The organism is Streptomyces sp. NPDC031379, from assembly GCF_055569615.1.
The window spans coordinates 12,192-29,347 of record NZ_JBVIIT010000025.1 but is presented as its reverse complement, the minus strand read 5'-3'; the positions used below and the strand labels follow the sequence as shown (position 1 = coordinate 29,347).

At 67.6% G+C, this 17,156-nt stretch carries 10 protein-coding genes and 1 pseudogene; all 11 read right to left on the bottom strand.

The genetic code is table 11. From position 1 onward, the window contains the following. Positions 1-3: 3 nt before the first annotated feature. Positions 4-2,238 (bottom strand): xanthine dehydrogenase family protein molybdopterin-binding subunit, encoded by a 2,235-nt coding sequence (locus ACZ5CW_RS31280; protein ID WP_468607294.1) that lies wholly within the window; start codon positions 2,236-2,238, stop codon positions 4-6. Then, positions 2,238-3,215, bottom strand: coding sequence for an FAD binding domain-containing protein (locus ACZ5CW_RS31275; protein WP_468607292.1), 978 nt, complete (start codon positions 3,213-3,215; stop codon positions 2,238-2,240). The genes ACZ5CW_RS31280 and ACZ5CW_RS31275 overlap by 1 nt, the downstream gene beginning before the upstream one ends. 2 nt (positions 3,216-3,217) lie before the next feature. Beyond that, on the bottom strand, positions 3,218-3,823 hold the full coding sequence (locus tag ACZ5CW_RS31270) for a (2Fe-2S)-binding protein (protein ID WP_468607290.1): 606 nt from the start codon (positions 3,821-3,823) through the stop codon (positions 3,218-3,220). Positions 3,824-3,903: 80 nt separating this feature from the next. Beyond that, positions 3,904-5,895, bottom strand: a complete 1,992-nt coding sequence (locus tag ACZ5CW_RS31265; protein WP_468607288.1) for a ricin-type beta-trefoil lectin domain protein — start codon at positions 5,893-5,895, stop codon at positions 3,904-3,906. A gap of 35 nt (positions 5,896-5,930) precedes the next feature. Beyond that, on the bottom strand, positions 5,931-7,598 hold the full coding sequence (locus ACZ5CW_RS31260) for an RICIN domain-containing protein (protein ID WP_468607286.1): 1,668 nt from the start codon (positions 7,596-7,598) through the stop codon (positions 5,931-5,933). Between the two features lie 21 nt (positions 7,599-7,619). Then, a pseudogene (locus ACZ5CW_RS31255) lies at positions 7,620-8,024 on the bottom strand (class II fructose-bisphosphate aldolase); the annotation flags it as partial. A gap of 215 nt (positions 8,025-8,239) precedes the next feature. After that, on the bottom strand, positions 8,240-10,660 hold the full coding sequence (locus ACZ5CW_RS31250; RefSeq protein WP_468607284.1) for a ricin-type beta-trefoil lectin domain protein: 2,421 nt from the start codon (positions 10,658-10,660) through the stop codon (positions 8,240-8,242). Positions 10,661-10,817: 157 nt separating this feature from the next. Further along, positions 10,818-12,347 (bottom strand): RICIN domain-containing protein, encoded by a 1,530-nt coding sequence (locus ACZ5CW_RS31245; RefSeq protein WP_468607282.1) that lies wholly within the window; start codon positions 12,345-12,347, stop codon positions 10,818-10,820. Between the two features lie 636 nt (positions 12,348-12,983). Further along, positions 12,984-13,874: a carbohydrate ABC transporter permease gene (locus ACZ5CW_RS31240; RefSeq protein WP_468607280.1), complete on the bottom strand. Its 891-nt coding sequence runs from the start codon at positions 13,872-13,874 to the stop codon at positions 12,984-12,986. Further along, a complete protein-coding gene (locus ACZ5CW_RS31235; protein WP_468607278.1) occupies positions 13,871-14,896 on the bottom strand; it encodes a carbohydrate ABC transporter permease in 1,026 nt (341 codons plus the stop codon). Before ACZ5CW_RS31235 ends, ACZ5CW_RS31240 begins: the two co-directional genes overlap by 4 nt. Further along, on the bottom strand, positions 14,893-16,203 hold the full coding sequence (locus tag ACZ5CW_RS31230; RefSeq protein WP_468607276.1) for an ABC transporter substrate-binding protein: 1,311 nt from the start codon (positions 16,201-16,203) through the stop codon (positions 14,893-14,895). The genes ACZ5CW_RS31235 and ACZ5CW_RS31230 overlap by 4 nt, the downstream gene beginning before the upstream one ends. Between the last annotated feature and the right edge of the window lie 953 nt (positions 16,204-17,156).

The window sequence follows — 17,156 nt, the reverse complement described above, 5'->3', positions numbered from 1 at the left end:
GCGTCATCCCACCAGCTTGTCGGGGGTGATGGGCAGGTCGGTGATCCGCCTGCCGGTGGCGTGATGGACGGCGTTGGCGATGGACGCGGCGACGCCGACCGAGACCACCTCGCCCATGCCCTTGCTGCCGTGCGGATGCGCGATGGTGTCGGGCTCGTCGATGAACAGCACCTCGATGTCGGGGACATCGGCGTTCACCGGGATGTGGTAGTCGGTGAGCGCGGGGTCGATGAACCGGCCGGAGACCGGATCGGGCGTCAGCTTCTCCATCAGCGCCCAGCCCATGCCGAACACGATGCCGCCCTGGGCCTGGTTCCTGGCCGCCTTGTGGTTGGTGATCCTGCCGACGTCGAAGACCGCCACGTGCCGGGTGACGCGGACCCTCGGCAGATCCGGGTCGATCCGCACCTCGGTGAAGTGCGCGCCGAACGTTGCCACGGCGTGGGAGGTCCGAGGGGCGTAACTCGCCTCGGCCACCACCGGCTTGCCGTCGTGGCGGGCCAGCAGGGCACGATACGTCTCCCCGCGCTTGGTGTCGTCCCGGTGGAACAGCCGCCCGTCGGCCGCCTCGACCTCGCCGTCCGTCAGCCCGTACAGGGGCGAGTCCGGGTCGGTGACGGCCATCCGCACCGCGGTCCAACGGGCCTTCTCCGCCGCGAGGTGGACGGCGGAGCCGGTGTAGCCCGTGGTGCGCGAGCCGGCGTTGCCCGCGGTCCTGGGCAGGTCGGTGTCGCCCAAGCGGACGTTCACCCTGCCCAGGGGCACCCCGGTGCCCGCCGCCGTGATCTGAGCGACCAGCGTGAGGGCCCCGGTGCCGATCTCCTGGGTCGCCGTGCGCACCTGTGCCGTCCCGTCGGCGCGGATCTCCACCTCGGCCCGCGCCCGGTCGGGGATCTCGCCGCGTACGGCGGTGGCCATGCCGTAGCCGACCAGTTCGGCGCCCTCGCGCATCGAGCGGGGCTCGGCCGTGCGCCGGGCCCATCCGAAGCGCTCGGCTCCCAACTCGTAGGCCTGGAGGAGGTGCTTGGCGCTCCACGGTTTGCCCGTCAGCGGGTCCGTGGTCAGGTGGTTGCGGCGGCGCAGCTCCAGTGGATCCATGCCGAGGCGGTAGGACAGCTCGTCCATGGCGCTCTCCAGGGCGAAGGAGCCGGGGGCGTCACCCGGGGAGCGGAGGCTGATGGACGGGCCGATGTTCACCTTCGCGATCTTCGCGTCCACGGCCAGGACCGGCGCGGCGTAGGAGGAGGCGGTGGAGATGATGGCGGGCTCGGGCCGGTCACCGCGCATCTCGGTCGCGTTCACAGTGTCGTGGAGGATCACGGCGAGCCTCCCCTCCCTGCTGGCACCGAGCCGGATGCGCTGAACGATCGGCGGCTGGTGGCCCGTCGAGGTGAACACCTGCTTGCGGCTGAGCACGAGTTTGACGGGGCGTCGGACCACCCTGGCCGCGTGCGCGGCGAGCAGAGAGTGCCCCCACACGTCGGTCTTGTTGCCGAATGCCCCGCCGACCAGCGGGGACAGCACCCGGACGCGTTCCGGCGGCAGCCCGAACACGGCGGCCACGACCTCCCGGTGGCCGTGCACGTCCTGGCTGCAGTCGTGCAGCGTGAGCGTGCCGCCCGACCATGCGGCGACCACGGCGCCCGGCTCCAGCGGCACGTGGCTGAAGTGCGGCACCCGATAGGTGGAGTCGGTACGCACGTCCGCGCCGGCCAGCGCCGCGTGCGGGTCGGCGCCGGGCGGGAGCACCAGGTGCTGCGGCCATGGCGGGCGGATGAGGCGTCCGCTCGCGGTGTAGGCGTCGGGCAATGCCTCGTCGAGTGTGGGCACGGACGCGTCCACCTCGTAGTCGACGTCCACGAGCGACGCCGCGTGCAGGGACTGCTCCAGGCTCTTGGCGACGACGATCGCGAGGTGCTGCCCGTAGTAGGTGATCTTGTCGTCGGCGAGCGGGAAGCGATTCTCCAGGTAACCGGTGTCGGCGGGGGTGCTCCGCCACGGCATCCGGTCGCGGTGGGTGATGACGGTGAGCACGCCGGGTGCGGCCAGGGCCCGGGTGGTGTCGATACGGCGCACCCGGCCCGCGGAGATCGTGCTCGTGACGACGGTGGCGTGCGCCATGCCCCGCAAGCGCACGTCCGCGGTGTAACGGGCCGATCCCGTGACCTTGTCACGCGCCTCGACGCGGTTGACCGGCGCGCCGATCCCGGATTCGGGAACCTCGGTCCTGGACGTCATCACGCACCTCCGAGTTCGGTGAGGGCCCGCCGCACGACCGCTTGGGCCAGTCTCACCTTGTACGTGTTGTCGGGGCGCGGGGCAGCGCCTTTGGTCGCCGCGCGGGCGGCCGCGTCGATGGCGTCCTTGCGGAAGGGATGGCCGAGCAGGGCGCGCTCCGCCGCCCTCGCGCGCCAGGGTTTGGGTGCGACGCCACCCACCGCGATCCGGGCCGAGCGGACCGTGCCGCCGCGCACCTCCACGGCGACGGCGGCGGACGCCAGCGCGAAGGCATACGAGGCGCGCTCGCGGAACTTGACGTAGTGAGAGTGCGCCGAGGAGGCACGGCCCGGCAGCTCGACGGCGAGGATGATCTCGTCGTCGCGCAGCATGACTTCACGCTCGGGTGTGCGGCCAGGCAGCCGGTGGAAGGCGTCGATCGGGATACGTCGCTCCCCACGGGGCCCCCGGACGACGACCTCGGCGTCGAGTGCCTGGAGCGCGACGGCGCAGTCGGAAGGATGGACGGCGATGCAGGAGCCGCTGGTGCCCAGGATGGCGTGTTTGCTGCTGTCACCGTCCAGTGCCGCGCAGCCGGAGCCCGGATCGCGGCGGTTGCAGGCGAACTCGGGCTGCCGGTAGTAGGGGCAGCGCACCCGCTGCAGGAGATTGCCGCCGAACGTGGCGCGGTTGCGGATCTGCGGGGACGCGCCCGAGCGCAGCGCCTCGACGAGGACGGGGAAGCCCCGCACGATCCGCTGGTCGTCAGTGGCATTGCGGCACAGCGCGCCGATGCGCAGCCCACCGTCCGGCAGGGCGGAGATCTCGTCGAGAGCGAGCCCGTTGACGTCGATGAGGTGGCTCGGCTGCCGGATGCCGTCGCGCATCAGGGTCGTCAGATCGGTGGCGCCGGCGATCACCTCTGCCCCGGGGTGACGAGCCAGGAGACCGACCGCCTCACCGACGCTGCGTGCGCGGACGTACTGGAACGGCTCCACGACTATCGCCCCTTCGCCATCGTGTCCGAGGCCGACGCGATCGCGTCCCTGATGTTGCAGTAGGCCGCGCACCGGCACAGGTTGCCGCTCATGGCTTCGGGGATGCGGTCCTCGGTGATCCCCGGCTGCTCCTCGAGCAGCGCGACAGCCGACATGATCTGCCCGGAGGTGCAGAAGCCGCACTGGAACGCGTCGTGGTCCATGAAGGCCTGCTGCACCGGGTGCAGGCGGTCGCCGTCGGCAATGCCTTCCACGGTGGTGACCTCCTGCCCGTCGTGCAGGACCGCGAAGGTGAGGCACGACAGGACGCGCCGTCCGTCGAGCAGCACGGTGCACGCTCCGCACGCCCCCTGGTTGCACCCCTTCTTGGGGCCGGTGACGCCGACCTCGTCGCGCAGAGTGTCGAGGAGGCTGCTGCGCGGGTCGACGGCGAGCTTCAGGCGCTCGCCGTTGACGGTGAGGGAGAGCTGTCGCGTCGCTTCGGGGACCTGGGTGCCCTCCGCCGCCCTCGCGGACAGGTACGAACCGGCCGCGACGGCGGCTCCGACGGTCAGCCCACCGGCCACCACAACGCGGCGACTGGGGTGAGGGGACACCTCGTCCGGCATGGAGTGCCCTGCCTTTCTGATCGGGCCTTCAGCCTCCGTCCCGGTCGTCCCGGGTACATCTGTCACTTCGACTGGTCTCGTCAAGTGAGGGCCCATTTCTGGTTTGCCTGGCCGTTGCAGGTCCACCGGATCAGCTGGGTGCCGTTGGCGGTTGCCGCGCCAGAGGCGTCCAGGCACTTGCCGTTGAGGTCGGTGATGGTGCCGTTCGAGTGGACGGTCCACTTCTGGTTGGCGCCGTCGTGGCAGTCCCAGAGGACCACCTTGTCGTCCTCGCTGTCGTCTACGGCGTCGAGGCACTTGTCGCCGTAGACGACGAGTTCGCCGCGCGAGGTCTGCTGGAAGGTCTGGTTGCGTCCGCCGGAGCAGTCCCACAACTGTGGCTTGCTGCCGTTGATGTGGGTGTTCTTGTCGATGTCCACACAGCGGTTGGAAGCGGCGCCGACGAGGGCCGCGCCGTCGGTGCCGGGGATGCCCTGGACGCGGAGGGCGTCGATGTCGGGGGTGGTGCTGCCGGAGATCGCGGCGAACTTCACGGTGTTCGCGCCCTTGGCCAGGTGCGCGAGCACGGACACGGTCCGATAGGTGGTGGCCGAGCCGGTCGGCGGGAAGGCCACGACGTACTTGTACTGGCCGTTGACCTGGATGGTGGCCTTGCGGGCGGTGCTGCCGCCGTCGGCGTAGGTGATGTCGACGAGCTTGGTGCCCGCCGTGGAGGCGGTGATGTTGCTGAAGGTGGGGGTGGTGGCGGTGGTGGTGTCCTCGTAGGTGCTGCCGGAGGCCTCGGTGCCGGAAACGGTCAGCAGTACCGCGTCGTTCGCCGGGACGGAGGTGGTGTAGCTGGTCGCGAACGACCCGGCGTCGGTGCGGGTCCAGGCGTTGCGCACGGTGGCGGAGGCCGAGGTCAGGCCGAGGTCGGCCCAGCGGACGGTGATGTTCGCGGCGGAACCGGTGCGGTTGAACAGCATCACCGCGCGCTTGCCGGTGCCGGAGAGGACCTTGCCGTACACCTGCAGGCCCCGGGTGTCCTCGGCGACCTTGACGCCCTGCAGGCCGCGCGGGTCCTGGTTGACGGCGAGGACCTCGGGGTTGGTGAGGATGTCGCGGGTCTCCGCGCTCATGGTGGCGACGTTGTTGCCGGCCAGCAGCGGGGCGCCGGCGATCGACCACAGGCTCATGTGCAGCCGGTTGCGGGCGGCGGACATTCCGTTCACGCCGACCATCAGCATGTCGGGGTCGTTGTAGTACCCGGTGTGCTGGGCCGCGGGCTGCAGAGCCTCGTCGAAGTTGTAGTACATCTTGGTCAGCTGCGGGGTTTCGTCCTTCTGCAGGATGTCGACGCTGGTGCGCCACAGGTCGCCGTATCCCGGCGCCCAGTTCCACGGCAGTCCGGAGCCCCACTCGCAGAACGACAGCACCAGCTTGCGACCGGTCACGGCCGAGGCGGCCTCGTTGGCGGCGGCGATCTGCTGGTACGTGGTCTCCTGGTCCAGGCCCTCCACACGGCCGCCGCAGAAGTCGATTTTCACGTAGTCGAAGCCCCAGCGCTGGAAGGTCTCCAGGTCCTGCTGGTAGTGGCCCTCCATACCGGTGTTGGGCGCCTTGGGCCGGGTGGTGGGGTAGTAGTAGCCGCAGCCGTTCTTGCCCGCGTCGGTGTAGATGCCGGCCTTCAGGCCCTTGCTGTGGATGTAGTCGGCGATCGCCTTCATGCCGCCCGGCCAGAGGTTCTCGTCGACGACGATGTTGCCGTTCGCGTCCCGGCCGCCCTGCCACCAGCCGTCGTCGAGGTTGACGTACTTGTAGCCGGCGGCGGTCATACCCGAGGAGGCCAGGGCGTCGGCCTGCTGCTTGATCACGTTGTGGTCGATGCTGCTGAAGAAGCTGTTCCACGATGCCCAGCCCATGGGCGGCGGGGTGACGCCTATCTGAGAGGTGCTCACGGCAGCCGGTTCGGCGGACAGGGGCGACGAAGTCTCCGGCCGGTCGAGGGACGCCAGGCCGGCGACGGCGAGTCCGGCGGCGAGCAGCTGGGCGATGACGCGTCTGGTCCAACTACGTGCAGTGGTGCGGGACATGCGGCTCTCCAAAGGAAGGGGAGGCTGACACGGTGCTACGGGGTGAGCAGGGCGAGGTTCACGGCGTTGGCCATCGCCTGATAGCCGGCGTCGTTGGGGTGCAGGTTGTCGCCGCTGTCGTAGGCGTCGTTGAGGGCCCGAGGGTTGCGGGGGTCCTGCACTGCCTTGTCGAAGTCGATGACGCCGTCGAAGGCGCCGCTGGTGCGGATCCATTGGTTGACGGCTTGGCGGACCTTCTCGCCGTCAGGCGTGTAGTAGCCGGCGCCCTCGTAGGGCAGGATCGTCCCGCCGATGATCTTCACGCCTGCGGCGTGGGCTTTGTCGATCACCTTCTGCATGCCGTTCTGGAGGTCCGTGGCGGTCAGTGGGGTGGATCCGTTGGAGCCGAGGTTGCTGCCGATGTCGTTGATGCCCTCCAGCAGGATCACGCTTTTGACGTTGGGCTGGCCGAGCACGTCGTGGTCGAATCGGCTCACGAGGCTGGGGTTGTTGCCGCCGGCGGTTGTCAGTACGCGGTTGGAGCCGATGCCGGCGTCCACGACGCCGAGGGTGGGGCCGCCGGGGGCGGAGTTCATGCGCCGCGCGAGGTAGTCGGGCCAGCGGCGGTTGGCGCCCCAAGTGGAACCGACGCCGTCGGTGATGGAGTCCCCGACGCACACCAGTGTTCCGGTGGCGGTCGAGGAGATGACGTCCAGGCCTTCGAGGAAGAACCAGGACCACTTCTTGGACGGGTAGTTGCCGAGGCCGTCGTCGGTGACGTGATTGCCGACGGTGGAGACCCAAGCATCCTGCTGTGCCTCTGCGTGCCAGGTCGTGCCGGCGGGCGTGCCCGGCAGATGGAGGCTCACGAGCTGGTCTGTGTTCGCGGCCACGCCCATCGGGATCGGATCGCTGGCGACGTCCTGCCCGGCGGGGATGGTGACGGAGGCGCTGCCGTTGAAGGTGACGGTGCGGTGGGTGCCGGGGACGGCGGTGCCGGGGGTGCCGCCTTCCTGGGCAAGGTCGACGGCGTCGATGGTCAGCGGTGCGGTGCCGTAGCGGTTGCTCAGTCGGACGCGGAGCTTGGACCCTGCGACGGTGGTGTGGGCGACCATGCGGATGCTCTGGTTGGTGAAAGAGGGTCCGTTGGACATCAGGCCGGCGGTGTAAGTGCCGACCCGTGTGAGCGGAGTGAGGGCGGGCGTGAGGGTCCAGTGCTGGTTGGCGCCGCCGTTGGACGGCCACTGGATGATCTCGTTGCCGTCCTTGTCCAACGACTGCTTGTTGTCGACGAGCAGGCCGTTGGCGGCGTTGACAAGGGTGTAGGTGGTGTCGTCGCCGACGGGCTGGATCTTCCATTGCTGGTTGCCGGAGCCGTTGCAGGTGTTCTGGACGAGCTGCGGAATGGAGCTCTGCGGGGCGGGGGTGTCCAGACACAGGCCGCTGTTGGCGCTCCTGACGGTATAGGCGCCGGAGCTGGTCCGGGTCAGCAACCATTGCTGGTTGGCCCCGTTTTTCGACGGCCACTGAACGACGGGTGCGCCGGGGGCGGTCGAGCCGTATCTGACGTCCATCAGTTGGCCGCTCGCGGCGTTCGTCAGGGTGTAGACGGTGCCGGAAGCGGGTGCTGCTGGCGCCGCGTGGGCCGTAGCGCCGGCAAAGGTCAGGGCGCAGGCCACAAGGCCCAGGGCGACCGGGACCGCGAGATGTCTGGTTGTTCGCATGAGAACTTCCTTCTTGAGTGTTCATCCGGCCCGGAGCAGGCACAGCAGCCGCGCGGCCTCCTGGGCCATCGCGGCGCTTCCGGGGGCAAGGTATTCGCGGGTGTCGACCCCGGCGGGGTGGTCGGCGAGGTGGCTGCGGACCGCGCCGGTGAACACCTGGTTGAGGTGGGTGGCGATGTTCACCTTGGTGATCCCGGCTGCCACCGCTTCGGCGAGGTCGGCGTCACCGACCCCGGAGGAGCCGTGCAGGACCAGCGGTACGGGTACTGCGGCGCGGTGCCGGGTGATGAGGTCGAAGTCCAGTGCGGCCGTGCGTTGCACCATCGCGTGCGAGGTGCCGACTGCGACGGCGAGGGCATCGACACCGGTCGCCTTGACGAACGACGCGGCTTCGTCGGGGTCGGTGCGCACCCCGGGGGCGTTCACCGTGATCGGTGACTGATCATGTCGCACGTCCTCCTCGGGACGGGACAGGCCGTGTCGCGCGAGCCGACCGCACCGTGATCCGGAAGGGGGGTGAGCAGATCTGATGGCGTCGGCGATGGCCACACGGGCAGAGGATCGGCAGGGTGGATGAGGCTGTCGGAGGTGCCGAGGTGGGGCGGAGATCCCTTGGACTACAAGGGATCTCCGCCACCTTCCTAACCGGGGAGCTTCCACTTCTGGTTGTTTGCGCCGTTGCAGGTCCAGATCACAAGCTGCACAGGGCTGGTGCTGCCCTCCGGGACGTCCAGGCATCGCCCGGACTGCGTGCCGCGCAGCGTGCCGTCGGCTTGCGGAGTCCACTTCTGGTTGCTTCCACCGTTGCAGGTCCAGATGTGAACCTTGGTGCCGTTCTTCGTGGCCTGCTCAGGGACGTCCAGGCACTTGCCGCCGATCCTGATCGTGCCGTCGGCCGGGTTATGGGTCCAGATCTGCGCGAAACTGTTGTTGCAGCTGTAGGTCTTCACCGGCGTGGCGTCAGCGGTGTTGCCTGCGGGGAGGTCCAAGCACATGCCGGAGATGCCCGACGGGACGGAGCCGACACGTGCAGGGGTCGGATCGGTCCCGGGCGTGACGGAGAACGCGTCGAACTGCTGCGTCTTGTATCCGCCGCCGGTCGTCGCGTCGGCGGAATCGACCGCGCCCAGACCGGCGCGGCCGTGAGCGTAGGTCGAGTCGGTGACACTGCCCAGCACCGTGCCGTCGACCCTGGCCGTGATCGTTGAGCCCTGCATGGTCAGGGCGACGGAGTGCCAGCGGTTCGTGCCGAGGGCCGCTGTGGTGCCGCTCTTCAGGATGGTGAACTTCCACGCGGAGTCGCTCTTGAGGATCGACCAGGCACCCGTGTCGCTCACCCGCAGGTGGTAGGCCTCCAGGCCGTTGTTGTTCCTGCCCTGCATGGTCACGCGGCCAAGGAGTTCCACCGCGCCTGGTTGTTCCAGCATCGCGTCCGCGCTGACGGTGTAGTTGCTCCACGAGTCGTCGCCCATGAACGTGTACGGCGCGTAGTACGGCTCACCGGTCCAGCGGATCGGGGCGGCCGTGGCCATCTGACGCAGGCACGTGCCCCCACGTCCGCCACCGCAGGACACGGTCTGGAAGGCACCGTTCATGTCCGTGAAGTACCTCGGAGACGAGGTGACGCCCTTGGCCTCGAAGTCATTGAACTGCGGCAGGCTCAGTGACGAGGCCGCCGGCGATCCCGCCGTGCCCCTGCCCTGCCCGGTCGTAGTTGTCAGCGTGTAGACACGGCCGGGCTGCAGCGTCACGGTGTACCGGCCGTCGGAAGGCGTGACATCGGTGGTGTGCGCCAGGTTGTCAGCAGCGCTGTCCGAGTTGGTGTTGAGGTTCGTGGCCCACACGTGAACCTGACCAGTGGACAGGCCGCCGGTGACCCGGACATCCAAGGTCTGCGGGGCGGTGGCCTCCGTCGTCTCGATGATCGTGCTGTAGTCGCCACCGTCGGGCGCTCGCAGCGTCACGTAGCTGCCGTTGGACCGGTCACCGCCCAGATAGCCACTGGCGGAATCCTGGTACCGCCACCCGATCTGCGCGAACTGTGTCGTGTGGGCCATGACCCATGTGGTCTTGCCGACGCGATAGTGGCCCGACCAGGGCTGGTTGGCCGACACCAGTCCATTGAAGGCGAAGTACGTGTTCGGATAGAGCGAGCCCACAAGCGGCCAGTTGTAGTACCCGGTCATCCGACCGTCGATGTAGTCCCGGTTGAGAGCCCGTGCCACCGGTGCGGCGCCCGCCTCGGTGTCCTGTGATCCGTTCTCGCTGGCCCACAGTGGCTTTCCGATGTTCTGCGCGGTGCTCGTGCTGTTGCAGGTGGTGAACGGGGCGTTGTTGCCGATGGCCCCGCCGTTGCTGTAGCCGCACGGGTAATGCACGCCGATGACGTCCACCGCGTCCCGGAACGCCGCGTCCGCCTTCATGTCGTCGGCAACTGCCCAGGAGTCGGTGTCAGCCGCCACGACCTTGGTTGCGTAGCCCTTCGAGACCAGCGCCTTCTTGAGGTCGACGTACCACCAGGCCTTCCAGCCCCGCTCGTTCCAGCCGCCGAGAGAGTCGATGGTCAGGTTGTGCTGCTTCGCGCAGTCCATCCAGCCCATCAGGTAGTCGATCGTGTCGGAGGACCAGAAGTTCCCGTCGGGGATCCAGCCCGGCGCGCCCCAGGCCAGGCCGGCGAACTTGATCTCCGGATTGCGAGCCTTGGCCTCGCGGGCCAGCCACCACTCATAGCCGGCGTCGCAGTCCACATCGCCCTTGGTGTGCTCGTGGCTGGCTTCGGCGCCGTCGGTGGAGTTGGTGTCCCCTCCGATCTCAAGCTTGAGTGTCTGCAGCGAGGCGCCGACGCCGGGCTTGAAGAGGTAGTCCAGTATCTGGCTGCGCTGCGGCTCCGGGTAGTCGACCAGCAGGCGGCTGTTACCGCCGCCGCCGCTGATCGCCCCGATGCCGTCGAAGGTCCGGCCGCCGGACGTCCCGTCGACCGTGATGTTTGTCGTTGGGGCGGCCGCCGCGGCCGGCGTCGGCGGAAGGGCGAGCAGTGAAAGGCAGACCACGAAGACTGCCAAGAGGGCACGAGGAACCGATCTGCGCATGGTGTCGCCTCTCGTGTCGGTGACGGTGAGGTACCGAGCATGTCCGGGGAGCGCCCGACGCGAGGCGCGGACCGGGGTGGGCCCGGGCCCAGCGTGCGGTGGTGCGCATAGATGCGTTGACCCAGGAGGTTCAGACCTTGGGCCGCGTGAACTGCTGGTTGGTGCCGGTACCGCAGGTGTACTGGATGAGGCGGACAACGTCGTTCTTGGAGCCAGCCGGGACGTCCAGGCACTTGCCGCTGTGTCGTGCAACCAGGCGGTAGTAGCCGTTGCCCTGGTCGTCGAACTTCCACTGCTGGTTCTGGCCGCTGCCGCAGCTGTACTGGTTCACGAAGGCCTCGTCTGCGGTGGACGCATGCTCAACGTCCAGGCACTTGCCGCTGTGCTGGGCGAGGATGCGGTAATAGCCGTCGCCTGCGCCCTCCAGGCGCCACTGCTGGTTGAGGCCGTCGTGGCAGGTGAATTGGATGACGGGGGCTTTCTGGGTATCGGGTGCGTCGGCGGAGGAGTTGTGGTCGGCGGAGGAGTTGTCCTTGACGTCGACGCACTTGTTGCTGTGCCGGGCCACGAGGTTGTAGTAGGGGCCGCCGCCCACGCCCTTGACCGTCCCCGCCGCCGTGTCGATTTCGACCTGGGGGTACCAGGGCAGGTTCATGGTGGTCTTGGTCGGGAAGGTCAGCGGCAGCCAGACGTACGTGGATTCGTTGACCGGGCGCCTGCCCCTGATATCGGCGCCGGCCCACCGGTCGCCCATGTACAGGTACGAGGTGCCCGACGTGCCCGACGTGCCTTGGATGGGCAGGACGAACGTGGTCTGGGAGTCGTAGGCGATGTCGTTACCGACATCCTTCATCTCCGACCAACCAGTGCTGAGGCTGGTGGAGGTCGCGTACTTCTGCTGGTTGGGATTCCAGCCCCTGGTGCCGGAGGTCAACATGAAATAGACACCGTCTCGCTTGAACAGCGCCGGGGACTCCCGATACTGGCCCGGCCAGGGGTTGGCGACCAGGGCGACCTCTTCCTTCATCTTGTAGTTGGTGTCGTACCCGGTGAAGGCGGAGTTGAGCTTGTAGATGCGCAGGTCTGCGTTGTCCTTGGCGGCCGTGGCGTGGTAAGCGGTCTCATTGCCGTTCGCATCCTTGTCGACGAACAGCGTCATGTCCCGGGACTCGGTGCCGCTCGGCGGCCGGAAGCTGCTCTGATAGTCGTAGGGGCCCTCGATCGTGTCGGAGACGGCGACGGCGGCGCGGGCCTCGAGGTAGTCCGTGGCGTTCTCCTTGTGCATCCACATGACGAACTTCTTGGTGGTGCTGTTGTAGATCACCTTGGGACGCTCGATCTTGGCGGACTCCAGCTCGGGATCGCTCGCCTCGTTCAGGGCATCGCCCACCCACTCCCACGTCTTCAGGTCGGCCGATTTGTAGACGGAGACGGCCTTGAAGGTGTCGTCCGAGTGGCGGTTCTCCCCGAACCAGTAGTACGAGCCGTTGTGCTTGATCACCCCGCCACCATGGGCGTCGACGGGATCGCCATTGGTCCCGGTGAAATCGATGGGGTTGGTCGACGTGACCGGGGCGGCATGGGCGGGCGGCCCGACCACCAGGAGTGCGAGCACGCCGGCACAGGCGGCCAGCACTGCCGTGAGAACACGTCTGAGCATCATTGCTCCTTCGTGAACGGGAGGGCGGCTTCGGGAAGGAGGTCGAACCCACCCTCGGGCGGCTCTCGGCCCCATGGTCGATCTGCGCTGGGCCTGATCGAGAATGAGGGTTGGCCCCACCCCGGATCGGGGCTGACATGATGTGTGAGGTGGGGCCAGGATCGAGGGATTGGACGTCGGGTACGTCCGCTGTCGGCCTTCGGCCGAGTCCCGTTCAGCGGACTTCCCGGAGGTGTTCAACGGCAGCTCGGCAGGAGCCTGGCGAGGCCGTCGCCGCGGCCGACGACGCCGTCATCGGCGCCCCGCCGACGGCTACTGGTGCGGGATGGATGGGGTTCGTCGGCTGCGAGAGCGGCTCAGGTGAAACGGGGGATGCAGTCCGGGCAGACGGATAGCGTCCGGTCGGGGGCACTAGACCGCTGGATGTGGCCCACGGAAATGGGGGCGTCTGTCCAGCGGTTGCACCTACAGCAGAGGTCGGCATTCATCTGTCCGGAGTCTCCTGCTCTTGATCGAGGTTGGCGTCGTGGGGCGTTGGCGCTCGTGCTGGGGAGGGGCAACTGCCGCCCTGTGCTCAATACCGGCTCCAGAGGAATGAGGGGTGGGAAGGCGGAAAGGGGCCGGCGCGGCCGATGGTCAGCCCTTGTTGGCGCCGAGGGTCAGACCGCTGACGAACTGGCGCTGGAGCGCGAAGTACACGATCAGCGTCGGGATCGCGGTGAGCAAGGCGCCGGCGGCGATCAGGTTGGGGTCGGTGAAGTACTGGCCGGAGAGGTTGTTCAGGGCCGAGGTGATCGGCATGTTCTCGCCGGTGGAGATCAGGACGATGGCCCAGAAGAAGTCGTTGTAGATCCAGATGGACAGCAGGGTCGCGAGGGCCGCCATCGCCGGCTTGCACAGCGGCAGCGTGATCTGCCAGTACAGCCGCCACACCGAGGCGCCGTCGACCAGCGCGGCCTCGGTGAGCTCGTGCGGCAGCGTGCGCATGTAGTTGCTGAGCACGAAGGCGCAAAACCCCGACTGGAACGCGACATGGATGAGGACCAGGCCGAGGGCGGAGTCGTAGAGCTTGCCGGACATGGTGATGCCGGGCAGGTCGACGAGCAGGTACATCCGGTACAGCGGGGTGATGATGACCTGCTGCGGCAGCAGGTTGCCCGCCGTGAAGACCAGCAGCAGGAAGAGGTTGAGGCGGAAGTCGAAGCGGCTGACGTAGAAGGCGACCATCGACGACAGGAACAGCGTCACCAGCACGGCCGGCACCGCGATGAGCAGCGTGTTGCCGAAGTAGTGCATCATGTCCGACTGCTGGAAGGCGTTGGTGAAGTTGTCGAGGCTCAGTTTGTCGGGCCAGGACACGTAACCCTTCTCGCTGGTCTCGCCGTACGGGCGCAGGGCCGCGAGGATCGCCCAGAGCAGCGGAGCGAGCCAGGCCAGTGCGGTGCCGGCGAGGAAGACGTGCAGCAGGATCCGGGCCGGGCGCAGGGGGGTGCGCTGCTTGCTGAGCGCGGTGGTGAAGGCGCTCACGATCGCCGCTCCTTCCGGAAGGTGGCCACCAGGTACGGGATGATCACGGCGAGCGAGATCACCAGCAGGACGACGGCGATCGCGGAGCCGTATCCGATGCGGCTGGACTCGCCGATGATGTTGTTGGTCACGAGGATCGAGAGCAGCTCGGTGCCTTCGGCGCCCTTGTTGAAGACGAAGACCAGGTCGAAGGCGCGCAGGGCCTCGATGATGGTGACGACCAGCACGATGGTGTTGGTGGGCCGCAGTGTGGGGAAGATGACGTTCCTGAACGTCTGCCACTCGTTCGCGCCGTCGATCGCGGACGCCTCCCGCAGCGAGGGGTCGACGCCCTTCAGGCCCGCCAGGTAGAGGATCATCAGGTAGCCGGTATGCCGCCAGCAGGCGGCGACCAGCACGGCCCAGAGGTTCAGGTCGGGGTCGCCGATCCAGTCGATGTAGTGGCCGGGCTTGTTGGCGCCGATGAGGCTGTTGATCAGGCCGGTGTCGGGGTTGTAGACGAGCTGCCAGACGAAGCCGATGACGGCGAAGGACATCACGACGGGCAGGAAGAACGCGGTCTGGTAGACCCTGCTGAAGCGGATCTTCTTGTCCAGTTGTACCGCCAGGAACATCCCCAGCGGCATGGGTAGGAGGATCAGAACGGCGAGCCAGATGACGTTGTGCTGGACGGCGGGCCAGAACTGCGGGTTGTTGGTGAACAGTTCCTTGAAGTTCTGCAGCCCGACCCACTGGATCGAGTCGAAGCCGATGCCGTCCCAGGTGGTGAAGGCCAGCCCGATCGAAGCCAGCGCCGTGACCCACACCAGGGCGATGTGCAGGACGGTCGGCAGGCCGGCCATGAGCCACAGCGTGAGCCGGTCGCGGCGGGTCAACAGCCGTCGGTGCCCCTGTCGCACCCGCTCGCTCCTCCCCTTTGCGGACAGTGTCTCCGGGGGCCCCGGGTGCGGGGGCATGGGATTGGTCGCTCCCGGGGTGCTGGTGAGTCCGGTCCCGGTACCGGTGTTCCGCGTGACAGTCATGAGGTAGCGAAGATCGTCTTCTTCTGGCGCTCGATCGACGAGAGCAGGCTGTCGATTCCCTTCGGATCGCGGATGAACTTCTGCAGCGCGGGCTGCATCACCGCGGAGGTGAAGTCGGGGCGGCTGTCGCGGTCCATGAACTGTGTCAGGCTCTTCGCGCCCGAGATCATCTCGTACGCCTTCTTCTGCAGCGGGCTGTACGAGGAGGTGTCGGCGTGGGTGGAGGCGGCGACGACGCTCGGGTCGGCCTTGAGGTAGAGCGCCTCGGCCTCCGGTGTGCCCAGGTACTCCAGGAGCTTGACGGCACCGGCCTTGTTCTTCGGGGCCTTGCTGAGCATGAAGCCGTCGGTCGGCGCCTCGACGGTGTTCTGCCCGTACGCCGGGTCGATCTCCGGGAAGGCGAAGAAGTCGAGGTCGTCCAGGTCGGCCGGGTTGGTGAACTGCTGGGCCACGAAAGTGCCCAGCAGGTACATGCCGGCCTTCTTCGAGGCCAGAGTCTGGGCGGCGTTCTGCCAGGTGCGGCCGACGGCGCCGTCCTGGTGGTAGGGGAGGAGCTCGGTCCACAGGTCGAAGGTCTTGCGCACCTTGGCGTCGGTCCAGGAGGCCTTGCCGGCCATCAGCTCGACGTGGAAGTCGTAGCCGTTTGCGCGGAAGTTGATCTGGTCGAAGGTGCCCATCGCGGGCCAGGCGTCCTTGTCGCCGAAGGAGATCGGGACGAGGCCGTCCTTCTTCATCTGCTTGCACAGCGCGACCAACTGGTCCCAGGTGGTGGGAACTTCGTAGCCGTACTGCTTGAAGACGCTCTTCCGGTAGAAGAGGGCCCAGGGGTACGTGTACAGCGGGACGAAATAGTGGTTGCCGTCCTCACTCTGGCTGAGCACCTTCATCGGGACGGAGAAGTTGTCCCCGATGGTCTTCCACACGTCATCGATCGGCGTGGCCAGTCCCTTGCCCGCGAAGAACTGCATGCGGTAGCCGGCGAACCAGTGGAACACGTCGTCCGGCGTGCCCTGCAGATACGAGTTGATCTGCTCCTGGAACGTGTTGTGGTCCTTGGTGTTCACGTCGACGGTGACCCCGGACTTCTTCTTGTAGGCCGCGTAGATGTCCGCGAACGCCTTCTTCGGCACCGCGTCCGACGCGTTGGAACCGACCGTGACGGTCTTCGGGTCACTCGCCGTGCCGCTGCCGCCGCAGGCGCTCAGCAAGGGGATGCCGGCGCCTAGCGCAACGGCCCCGCCCATCCCTCGCAGCAGCGTGCGGCGGTCGGGGCCGGGAGAGGAGAGATCGGAGGAAGAGAGTTGCATGACGACTCCTGGGGCAGGGCAGCGGCCATCGAGTTCCAGGCCGCAAGGGCACACGATCGATCAGAACTAAACGAGACCGAACAGCAAGCCCATGAGATCCGTTCGGCCTGCCGAACGTCAAGAGCCGCGCACGACCTTTATGTGACCCCTGCGAAAACCGACGACCTGGGGAAATCGCTTTCACCTGGCGCCCGTTGCCGGATTCCCGCAGGACCGACGCGATGGGTGCGCTCCCATGGCGCGAGTGTGCGTGTACCGCACATCGAGCAAGTAGCTGCAAGACACGCCGAGAGCCCCGAGACGGGTTCAGGCCTCATCCATCCACACACCGATGCGGTTCCCGAGGAGTTTTGAGAGATCTTCGTCCAACCCCTAGCCAAAGTCTCCGGTGGAGCCCTAACGTTCCGGCACCTGGCGCCATTTGAGCCATTTCACGCCGAGCCGCAAGTGCAGTAGCCCCACTCCGGACAGGGACGTCAGCATGTCGGCAATGAGCAGCAACTGGGAACGTCGACCACTCCGGAAAGCCGTCCGCAGGCAGGCCGGGTTGCGTAGCGACAACGGCCTTGACAGCGAGCCAGGTTGGGCCGCTTCACTCTTGCGGTACGTCCGCGCGCATACCACTCGGCAACAACCTCGACCAGAAGCTGATCGCGGCCCTACCGATCAAGCAGGCGGCAGACCGGCACCGCGCGCCACAGCTCTGGCGCCACGCTGAACGTCCAAGCACTGCTGCGGGTCCGCGTCGGAGGCGGCACCGTTGAAACCACCTGGCGCTCCATCGGCTCCACCCACGCAACACTTCCGGCAAAAGGGTGAGCGGTTCGCCATGGCAGCATCAGGCGCGGAGAGCTGAATCTCGGCCGATGAGTGCGGCGCGTTCTACCTACCGCGCTGCGCAGCAGACATCGACCATGATCGCCTGTGTCGGCTCCCAGGCGCGGGTCAACGAC